This window comes from Inquilinus sp. (genome assembly GCF_057815775.1).
In genome coordinates this window covers 1-8,087 of record NZ_JBYRFX010000342.1, presented here as the reverse complement: position 1 = coordinate 8,087, position 8,087 = coordinate 1, and the positions used below count along the sequence as shown (strand labels likewise).

Sequence of the window (8,087 nt, the reverse complement as noted above, 5' to 3'; positions counted from 1 at the left end):
CAGGTTCTCCAGCGCGCGGCGGATCAGCTCCGGGTCGAAGACGGCGCGACCGATCCGGGCGTCGACTGCCAGGGCGACGTTGCGGGCGGCCGCAGTGTCGCGCAGCGTGTCGATACAACTGGCCAGGAAGGCCACGACATCGGTGTCGGCCGCCGCCGGCTGCTTCGCCTGGGTCATCGCCAGCATTTCCGCGACCAGCCGTTCCAGCCGCGCGATCTGGCCCAGGATGGCGTCCAGCGCCGTCCGCCGCCGGGTGTCGTCGCCCGCCAGCGCATTCTCGGCCTTCAGCCGCATCGCGGCGATCGGGTTGCGGATCTCATGCGCGACGCCGGCCGCCACCCGGCCCAGCGCCGCCAGCCGCTCGGCCGCGGCGACGCGCGCCGCAAGCGCATCGGACGCGTCACGCGCCTCGCGCAGCCGCGTGCCGGCATCGTTCAGCGCGCCGACGATGCGGTCCAGCTCGCGGTCGCCGGTCGGCGCGATCATCGGCAGGATCTCCGTCGTCTGGCCGAGCAGCACCGTTTCGATCCGCCCCACCCGGCGGGACCAGGACACCACCAGGGCGGTCAGCCAGGCCGACATGCCGACGACCAGGGCGAGCAGCACGCCGAGGCCGAGCCGCAGCCGGTCATAGCCGGGCGATCCCTCGACCCGCGTCATCGCCCAGGCCGTCGCCCCGGCCAGCGGTCCTTCGAGCGGACACGCCAGCAGGAGAAGGGTCTGCGCGCGGGAGGTCGAACGGTTCAACACCGGCTGCTCCGCGCGCAGCGCCTGCTGGTTGACGTCGCGGATGCGGTCGAGCTCGGCCGCCGGCAGGTCGGTCTTCGGTCCACTGCCCTCATAGGTCGGATAGGCATAGGCCAGCGACCCCGCATCCGCCTGCCAGATGCCGCCTTCTATCCCGGGTTCGCGGGCCAGCGCCAGGGTGATCGCAGCAGCCAGCGTCTGCCGCAGCTGCGGATCGCCGGCGGACGCGGTCGTCCCGCTCAGCCCGCTCACCGCGAAGCTGTAGCGTTCCTGGATCAGGTCGCAGGCATGGCCCAGCACCGCCTCGGCCCGCTGCACCTGCGCCATGGTCGACTGCTGGTAGAACTGGACCAGCAGGACACCGACGACGATGCAGGCGGCCAGGTACAGGGCCCAGAGCACGAACAGACGGGATCGGAGAGAGCGCATCAGCCGCCGGGAGCCGTCATCATGGCCGGCATTGTCGGATGCCCGCAGCGAATGGTCCAGGTCGGATGGTTGGACTCAGGGGTCGCGCTGGCGTCCGGCGAGGAGGACCTTGGCGCTGCCGTCCGCAGCCAGTTCCACGCAATGGGTGACGTCGGGGGAGGTCCAGCGCCGGGACCACTCCTCCTGCTCCGCGTGATCCGTGGGCATGTCCCAGGCACTGGCTGCGGCGCGGGCGGTCGTTTCGTCCCGGGCCCGGACGATCAGCACGGAACGGGATTCACCGCGCCAGCTCTCATCGTTCCAGTCGCAGGGATACAGTTTAAAGAAGGCCATCGGTTTCCATCACCCGGCGGGCGGTGCCCGACCGTCTCCTCACTGCGCGTCGTCGGTGCGGCCCTTCGGGGCCGGCGGCCGGCGGGCGGCCAGGGCGGCCTCGAGATCGCGCGCCGCCTGCATCGAGATGGCATACATCGTTTTGTTGCCGCGCCGAGCATAACGTTCGGCATCCAGCCGGGCTTCCCGGGCTTGGCGCTCCGTCGTATCCGCCCCGTCCGACTCCTTGCCGCGCGCCGGCAGGCGGCTCTCACCCATCGTCATATCGATCATCCTGTCGCTTTACGGAAAGGATGGGCATGAGGGGCGGATTTGGCCAGACAAATCTCAGGAGTAAAATGAACAACCCGATCAATTCCAGATTTTGATTCCGTCTCTAAAAAATCAATCGAATCGCCACTCAAGAAAGTTCTTGCGGTCATCGCACCGATGATTTCAGCCGATTTTTAAGGACGTATTTGGAAATTTGTTCTACACTGAGTTTTCTCAGGACTATTGGGAAGCCGAGCGCAGGGTGGGCCGTGGCAATGGCATACACCCGCGCTTAAACATGCCCTGCCGGCCACAGGCGGCTCTTCCCACCGCGGCCACGAGCGGCGGGGTCCTAGCGGCGCTCCTTCACTGAGCGCAGAAATGCAGGAATGTCCGATTATCGCTTTGCCCTCGGCAGCACCGTCTATATCTGGCGCCGGTCCAGCTTCGGGCCGTCCATCGCCGGCGCCTACACGGTGGTGGCACATTATCCCAGCGACTCCTCCGGCCGGCTCTACCGGATCCGCAGCGTCCTGGGGATGGAGGAGCGGATGGTGCCCGAGGGCGAGCTGGCCACGGCACCGCGGAGCCCGTCCACGGTGCCCACCCCTCGCAAGCAGCGCAGCGCCTGACCTTGTCATCGGTCCGCCCTGGCGCCATCATCCGACCAGACGTTCCCTCGCCGATGCCGGATATTCCTGATATGGGCGAATGGCCCCCCGCCGACATGTCAGCCTTCGACTGCCAGACCTGCGGCGCCTGCTGCTCATATTCCAGCGAATGGCCCCGGTTCTGGACGGAAACCGACGCCGAGATGGAGCGCGTGCCCGCCCGTTACCTCGATCTGGCCGGCGGCCGGATGCGCTGCGACGGCAATCGCTGCTCCGCCCTCGATGGCGAGATCGGCACCGCCACGCGCTGCGTGGTGTATGCGGTGCGACCCCAGGTCTGCCGCGATTGCGTGCCGGGCGACGATGCCTGCCGCATGGCGCGGGCCAGCCACGGGATGCCGGCATGACCCTTCCCGACGATCCGGCCGCGCCGGCGCTCCACCGGACCGGGTCGGGGCCGGCCGATCTCAGGACGCTCCGGCGCGCCGCGGAAGCGGGCGATGCCGCCGCACAATTCAATCTCGGCGTGCTGTGCGACAGCCGCGTCGACGACAATGGCTATGACATCCCGGGCGATCGGACCGAAGCACTGCACTGGCTGCTCCGCGCCGCCGGCAACGATCTGCCGCGCGCCCAGCTGCGCCTCGCCGAAATCTATGCCGACAGCCCACCGGCCTCGGGCGACCGGGTCCGGGCCTATGCCTGGTTCGTGGTCGCGATTGCCAGGCTGACCGGCGCCCAGCGCGCCGCGGCCGAGGCCGGGTTCCGGGTGCTGGCCGGGCAGCTGAGTGCCGGCCGCATGGTCAAGGCCCGCGCCCTGGCGACCCGCCTGACGAAGAGCCTGAATTCCATATCGCCGGGCCCCCGAAGCGCGTAAGATCACGGGCGACGCCGTCGACAGGCGTGGCGATCGGCACGGCACCGCGCGGGGCCCGACAGGCCCCACCCGGATGCGTGCGGCGCCGGACGGAAACAGCGGCCATCCCCGGCAAGAGCGGTTCCGATCGATAAGGGCACGGCCAGGGCCGCGCCTGGGAGCGACCATGGTCAAATCCGACCGCGCCCGCGATGAGCGGACGACGATCCGGGCTGCCGTTTCCGCCCACCGCCACCCCAGCCTGGGGCGCAGCCTGTGGCAGGTCGCCAACACTTTCCTGCCCTTCTTCGCCCTGTGCGCCGTGATGTACTGGACGGTGCAGGCCCTGCCCTATTGGGTGACGCTGCTGGTCGCGGTGCTGGCTGGCGGCTTCGTGGTGCGGGCGTTCATCATCCAGCATGATTGCGGCCACGGCTCGTTCTTCCAGGCGCGCTGGGCGAACACGCTGCTCGGCAGCGTCTGCAGCCTGCTGACCTTCACCCCCTATGCCGCATGGAAGCGCCAGCATGCCGGCCATCATGCCCATTGGAACAACCTGGACCACCGGGCCAGCGGCGCCGACATCTATTCATCCTGCCTGACGGTGGAGGAATACCAGCGCCTGCCGCGCTGGCGGCAACGCGCCTATCGCGCCGCCCGCCATCCCCTGGTGTCGCAGCTGCTGCTGCCGCCGCTGGTGTTCCTGCTGCTGTATCGGGTGCCGTTCGACACGCCAGCCGCTTGGCGCAACGAACGCCGGGCCGTCTATCTCACCAATCTCGGCCTCGCCGCCGCCTTCCTCGTGCTCGGCTTCTCCTTCGGCTTCGTCCCGGCGCTGATGGTGCAGCTGCCGATCATCATCACCGCATCGATCATCGGCGTGTGGCTGTTCTCGGTGCAGCACCGGTTCGAGGACACGCTGTGGGCCCGCCGCGACGAATGGGATTTCGTATCGGCGTCGATCGAGGGCAGCTCGTTCCTGAAGCTGCCACGCCTGCTGCAATGGTTCACCGGCAATATCGGCTACCACCACATCCACCATCTCGACCCGCGGATCCCGAACTACCGGCTTGAGGCGTGCCATAACGCCAATCCGGTGCTGCAGCGGGCGCCGGTCCTGACCCTGCGCACCAGCCTCGGCGCCGGCGCGCACGCGCTGTGGGACGAAGGCCAGCGCCGCATGGTCCGCTTTCCCAAGGCCTAGCCGATCCGGTCGAGCACGGGCAGCAGTTCCTCCGGGTCCGGCCGGCGGGTGTGGCCCGGGTTGACCTCGGCATAGCGGCGCCGCCGCTTGGTGCAGGCCGGCCGCAGTGATAGCGTCTATTCCCAGGAGGAATAGGCATGGACCGACTGGGTGCGATGGAAGCCTTCGTCCGGGTGATCGAGACCGGGTCGTTCTCAGCTGCCGCGCGGCAACTGCGCGTCGGCCAGCCGGCCGTGTCCAAGACTATCGCCCAGCTGGAGGAGCGGCTGGGCGTCCGCCTGTTGCTGCGGTCGTCGCACGGGCTGACCCCGACCGAGGCCGGCCAGGGCTTCTACGAACGGGCCAAGCGCGCGATCGAGGAGGCCGACGAGGCCGACCTGGCGGCGCGCGGCGCCGGCGCCGGCCTGTCCGGCCGGCTGCGCTTCAGCGCCGCCATCACCTTCACCCGGATGCACATCTTCCCGCACCTGCCGGTGTTCCTGGCCGCGCATCCGGCGCTGACGGTCGAGGCGATCCTGGACGACCGCAATGTCGATTTGATCGAGGAAGGGGTCGATCTGGCGCTGCGCATGGGCGAGCTGGCCAGTTCCGCCATGACCGCGCGCCGGATCGGCCGGTCCCGCCGCATGGTGCTGGGCACCCCGGCCTATTTCGAACGGGCCGGCGAGCCGTCGACGCCGGCGGAACTGGCGACCCATCCAGCCGTGATCTACGCCCAGGGCGGCGGCGGCGCGACCTGGAACTTCCGCCGCGACGAGGCGGAGGAGACGGTCGCCCTGAAGGACGTCATCCGCGTCACCGCGGCGGAAGGGGTGCGCGAGGCGGTGTTCGCCGGCCTCGGCCTGTGCGTCGCCAGCGAATGGATGTTCCAGCCCGAGCTGGAGCAGGGCCGGGTGCGCCGGGTGATGGCCGACTGGGCCCTGCCGGTGATCGACCTGTGGGCCGCCTTCCCCACCGGGCGCCGCGCCAGCACCAAGGCCCGCGCCTTCGCCGGCTTCGTCGAGGACCAACTGCGCGGCACCCATTTCGGCCTCTAGGCGGCGCTACTATTCCCACTGGGAATGCAATGTATTCCCGGCGCCGGTCTGGCTGGCGCCCACTGCCCTCGTCATCTCCAGCACACCGGCCGGCGCATCGTCGGCCCGCAGATGAAGAGAACCATCATGTCGAGACTGGAAGGCAAGATCGCCGTCATCACCGGCGGCAGCAGCGGTATCGGGCTGGCGACGGCCCAGCGCTTCGTCGCAGAAGGCGCGCATGTCTTCATCACCGGCCGCCGGCAGGCGGAGCTGGACAAGGCGGTCGCCCTGATCGGCCGGAACGTCACGGCAGTCCAGGGCGACGTGTCCGACCTGGGCGACCTCGATCGCCTCTACGCTCGGGTGGCGGAGACCAAGGGCCGGATCGATATCCTGGTGGCCAATTCCGGCGTGGTCGAGCATCGCCGGATCGGCGAGGTCAGCGAGGAACATTTCGACCGCACCTTCGGCATCAATGCCCGCGGCCTGCTGTTCACGGTGCAGAAGGCGCTGCCGCTGATGCACGACGGCGGCTCGATCATCCTGATCGGCTCGATCGCCGCGGTGAAGGGCATGCCGGCGCATGGCACCTACAGCGCCACCAAGGCCGCGGTGCGGTCCTTCGCCCGGACCTGGACGATGGAGCTGAAGGACCGCGGCATCCGTGTCAACACGCTGAGCCCCGGCCCGATCGACACCCCGATCATCGACAGCCAGGTCGCGACGAAGGAGGCGGCTGCCAAGCTGCGATCCGATTTCGCGGGGATCATCCCGCTCGGCCGCATGGGCCGGCCGGAGGAGCTGGCGAACGCCGCCCTGTTCCTGGCCTCGGATGAGAGCAGCTTCGTCGCCGGCATCGATTTGAGTGTCGACGGCGGCATGGCGCAGGTGTGAACGCCCGCGCGGCATGACGGATGACGGATGGGGCTGGCTTCCGCGGCCAGCTTCATCCGTCGCCGGCCGCCCGGCATCGCCCTGGCATTTCCCCGGCAGCCAGACCAGCATCTTCGTGGACATCGGCGGCCACGGCGGCGCCGACATGCAGATCCGCCTGACCGGCACCATCACTCTGCACGCCAGCGACTTCATTCTCTGAGAGACTGCCTGGCCACGCCGCGGCCGGCGGTTCTGCCGGCCGCGGCGGGCGTTCCACGGTGGAGGGATCATCGAAATGGCGATGTCCGGCGGGCGACCCGCCGGGCCGCGTCACTGGACCGAGCGGAAGAACTGCGGCCAGTATTTGGCGACGACATCGCCGCTGCAGGATAGGGCGTGGCAGGTGTCGATCTGCGGCGGCCTGGCCGACGCATCCCGGGGTGCAGCTGGGCGGCGCAATGGCTGGACGGTCTGGATTGCCGCCGTCGCCAGCGGGCCGAACAGCTCGACCAGATGCGTGCAGCCCGCGACGCCGCCCAGCCTGCGGCGCAGTTCGCCGCCGAAGCCCGGTGCGATGTGCAGGCCGACCACGCGCTGGAAATTCGCCGCGACCGTCGGGCAGACCCGATGCGGCCCTGCATCCAGGAACACATCGATGGTGTGGATCAGCAATTCGTCATCGACCACGACGCGGAACCCCATGTCGTGAAACGGGGCGCCGGCATCGACGCTGCGGTAATCATTGTGAACGGAATATCCCTTCCGATCGATCATGCGGGCTTCGATATCCCACAGGCCATCGGTCCTGTGGTAGCCGCGGCACACGATCTCGCGGGTGTGGGCCAGAACGCGGGGTGCTGACGGGGGGAACGGCATGTCGGCCTCCTACACCGGGACGGGTTTGTCGAAGGCGACCCGGCCGGAACCGGCCCCGCCCAGGGTGATGACGCCGCTGAGCGCTTCCATGTCGAGCCGGCCGCCGAGCGACCGCACCAGCTGCTGCACCGGCCGGTTCTCACGCAGGAACAGAAAGCAGCTGGCCTGCGCCCCCCGGGCCGCGGCATGCTCCACCGCCCGCCGCGCCAGGCAACGGCCCAGGCCACGGCCGCGGACTCCGGCATCGACCGAAACCGCGACTTCGGCATGACGCGGCGGATCGTGATCATCGAAACCCGCTTCGGCCATGCCGATGATGCGATCATGCTGAATGGCCCCCACCAGCAGCGATCGCTTCCAGTCGATGCCGTCGGCGTAGCTGGCGATCTGGGCGTCGTTGGCCTCGCGGAAGAAGCGCAGGCGGCGATCGTCGATATTGAGACCGAGATAATGGCTCTTGATGGCAGCAACATCCTGCGGAAACAAACGCCGGATGAGAGGCGGCGGCCCAGCCCAATCGGGCAACGGGCTCATTGCGAATACGTCATAATATTGGACGCAATCCGGTGTCATACTGTGCCGACCGCCACCCGTCAGCACGGCGAGGGCCAGATTCGCTTCCCGAAGCCCCAACGGGCCGGACACGTCATGCCAATATCGATAAAACTGATCACATCTTCTTACAATATATAAATTCTTAGATTCCAGTATATTTTTAAAATTATTGCCTGCGTATAAATGATTTATGTCCTTAACAAGCTGACGTTTCACACATTTTTTATATTTGTAACAAATATAATTTGTTTTATCACTTTTCAACAGCGTATCCATATCAGATCTCCCAATGGTGATTGATACGTGACTGGCGAAACGCATTTATTTCT

12 protein-coding genes are annotated in these 8,087 nt (G+C 67.7%); 7 read left to right on the top strand and 5 right to left on the bottom strand.

Going from position 1 to position 8,087, the window contains the following annotated elements:
- The 3 genes from AC3XYG_RS12200 to AC3XYG_RS12190 form a co-directional block, all read right to left on the bottom strand.
- On the bottom strand, positions 1 to 1,176 hold a 1,176-nt coding region (locus tag AC3XYG_RS12200; protein WP_489140104.1), incomplete at its 3' end, for a sensor histidine kinase.
- Between the two features lie 75 nt (positions 1,177 to 1,251).
- On the bottom strand, positions 1,252 to 1,509 hold the full coding sequence (locus AC3XYG_RS12195) for a hypothetical protein (protein ID WP_489140103.1): 258 nt from the start codon (positions 1,507 to 1,509) through the stop codon (positions 1,252 to 1,254).
- Between the two features lie 39 nt (positions 1,510 to 1,548).
- Positions 1,549 to 1,773 (bottom strand): hypothetical protein, encoded by a 225-nt coding sequence (locus tag AC3XYG_RS12190; protein WP_489140102.1) that lies wholly within the window; start codon positions 1,771 to 1,773, stop codon positions 1,549 to 1,551.
- 377 nt (positions 1,774 to 2,150) lie between these two features.
- Between AC3XYG_RS12190 and AC3XYG_RS12185 the strand changes: the two genes are divergently transcribed.
- From AC3XYG_RS12185 to AC3XYG_RS12155, 7 genes are all read left to right on the top strand, one after another.
- Positions 2,151 to 2,393, top strand: coding sequence for a hypothetical protein (locus AC3XYG_RS12185; RefSeq protein WP_489140101.1), 243 nt, complete (start codon positions 2,151 to 2,153; stop codon positions 2,391 to 2,393).
- A gap of 71 nt (positions 2,394 to 2,464) precedes the next feature.
- Positions 2,465 to 2,779: a YkgJ family cysteine cluster protein gene (locus AC3XYG_RS12180; RefSeq protein WP_489140100.1), complete on the top strand. Its 315-nt coding sequence runs from the start codon at positions 2,465 to 2,467 to the stop codon at positions 2,777 to 2,779.
- Positions 2,776 to 3,249: an SEL1-like repeat protein gene (locus tag AC3XYG_RS12175; RefSeq protein WP_489140099.1), complete on the top strand. Its 474-nt coding sequence runs from the start codon at positions 2,776 to 2,778 to the stop codon at positions 3,247 to 3,249. Before AC3XYG_RS12180 ends, AC3XYG_RS12175 begins: the two co-directional genes overlap by 4 nt.
- A 166-nt stretch (positions 3,250 to 3,415) precedes the next feature.
- On the top strand, positions 3,416 to 4,432 hold the full coding sequence (locus tag AC3XYG_RS12170; RefSeq protein WP_489140098.1) for a fatty acid desaturase: 1,017 nt from the start codon (positions 3,416 to 3,418) through the stop codon (positions 4,430 to 4,432).
- 137 nt (positions 4,433 to 4,569) lie between these two features.
- Positions 4,570 to 5,469, top strand: a complete 900-nt coding sequence (locus AC3XYG_RS12165) for a LysR family transcriptional regulator (RefSeq protein WP_489140097.1) — start codon at positions 4,570 to 4,572, stop codon at positions 5,467 to 5,469.
- Between the two features lie 126 nt (positions 5,470 to 5,595).
- Positions 5,596 to 6,345, top strand: a complete 750-nt coding sequence (locus tag AC3XYG_RS12160) for an SDR family NAD(P)-dependent oxidoreductase (protein ID WP_489140096.1) — start codon at positions 5,596 to 5,598, stop codon at positions 6,343 to 6,345.
- A 13-nt stretch (positions 6,346 to 6,358) separates the two neighbouring features.
- Entirely contained in the window at positions 6,359 to 6,547 is a 189-nt protein-coding gene (locus AC3XYG_RS12155; RefSeq protein WP_489140095.1) for a hypothetical protein, read from the top strand.
- A gap of 110 nt (positions 6,548 to 6,657) precedes the next feature.
- Here the strand turns inward: AC3XYG_RS12155 and AC3XYG_RS12150 are convergent, their stop codons facing one another.
- Entirely contained in the window at positions 6,658 to 7,203 is a 546-nt protein-coding gene (locus tag AC3XYG_RS12150) for a DUF2889 domain-containing protein (protein WP_489140094.1), read from the bottom strand.
- Between the two features lie 9 nt (positions 7,204 to 7,212).
- A complete protein-coding gene (locus AC3XYG_RS12145; RefSeq protein ID WP_489140093.1) occupies positions 7,213 to 8,034 on the bottom strand; it encodes a GNAT family N-acetyltransferase in 822 nt (273 codons plus the stop codon).
- Positions 8,035 to 8,087 lie beyond the last annotated feature (53 nt).

What these genes read in the sequence shown, in the direction of transcription:
- AC3XYG_RS12195 (WP_489140103.1), bottom strand. Translation starts at nt 1,509, where the DNA reads ATGGCCTTCTTTAAACTGTATCCCTGCGACTGGAACGATGAGAGCTGG.
- AC3XYG_RS12190 (WP_489140102.1), bottom strand. Translation starts at nt 1,773, where the DNA reads ATGACGATGGGTGAGAGCCGCCTGCCGGCGCGCGGCAAGGAGTCGGAC.
- AC3XYG_RS12185 (WP_489140101.1), top strand. Translation starts at nt 2,151, where the DNA reads ATGTCCGATTATCGCTTTGCCCTCGGCAGCACCGTCTATATCTGGCGC.
- AC3XYG_RS12180 (WP_489140100.1), top strand. Translation starts at nt 2,465, where the DNA reads ATGGGCGAATGGCCCCCCGCCGACATGTCAGCCTTCGACTGCCAGACC.
- AC3XYG_RS12175 (WP_489140099.1), top strand. Translation starts at nt 2,776, where the DNA reads ATGACCCTTCCCGACGATCCGGCCGCGCCGGCGCTCCACCGGACCGGG.
- AC3XYG_RS12170 (WP_489140098.1), top strand. Translation starts at nt 3,416, where the DNA reads ATGGTCAAATCCGACCGCGCCCGCGATGAGCGGACGACGATCCGGGCT.
- AC3XYG_RS12165 (WP_489140097.1), top strand. Translation starts at nt 4,570, where the DNA reads ATGGACCGACTGGGTGCGATGGAAGCCTTCGTCCGGGTGATCGAGACC.
- AC3XYG_RS12160 (WP_489140096.1), top strand. Translation starts at nt 5,596, where the DNA reads ATGTCGAGACTGGAAGGCAAGATCGCCGTCATCACCGGCGGCAGCAGC.
- AC3XYG_RS12155 (WP_489140095.1), top strand. Translation starts at nt 6,359, where the DNA reads ATGACGGATGACGGATGGGGCTGGCTTCCGCGGCCAGCTTCATCCGTC.
- AC3XYG_RS12150 (WP_489140094.1), bottom strand. Translation starts at nt 7,203, where the DNA reads ATGCCGTTCCCCCCGTCAGCACCCCGCGTTCTGGCCCACACCCGCGAG.
- AC3XYG_RS12145 (WP_489140093.1), bottom strand. Translation starts at nt 8,034, where the DNA reads ATGGATACGCTGTTGAAAAGTGATAAAACAAATTATATTTGTTACAAA.